General features: G+C 71.4%; 1 pseudogene. It reads left to right on the forward strand.

The features are described 5' to 3' along the window. Positions 1-113: pseudogene (locus RCF13_RS15645) on the forward strand (isopenicillin N synthase family oxygenase); the annotation flags it as partial. Between the last annotated feature and the right edge of the window lie 247 nt (positions 114-360).

Here is a 360-nt window from a genome sequence, read left to right on the forward strand (position 1 = left end):
TGATCGACGTGCTGCCCTCGTGCATCACCCCGGAGAACCCGAGCCGGTACCCGGAGCCGATCACCGCCCACGGCTTCCTCGAGGAACGCCTGCGCGAGATCAAGCTGAAGTAAAGAGAAGTGAGGCCGCCCAAACGCGGCCTTTTTCTTTGCAGGGCCGCACCCAGCACCCGCAGAGGCCCAAGCCAAAGCCCAAGCCAAAGCCCAAGCCAAAGCCAAAGCGGCGCTGGGGGGTTCCGGGGGGGGGCCGGGCGCGCGTTAGGGGGCGGAGGGGGGCGGGGGGGGGGGGGGGGGGGGCGGCAGGAAGGGGAGCGGAAGAAGCACCCCCCCCCCACCCACCACCCCACCCCCCCCACCACCC

Origin of the sequence: Stenotrophomonas maltophilia group sp. RNC7, assembly GCF_030910085.1 — a bacterium.
Taxonomy (GTDB): domain Bacteria; phylum Pseudomonadota; class Gammaproteobacteria; order Xanthomonadales; family Xanthomonadaceae; genus Stenotrophomonas; species Stenotrophomonas sepilia.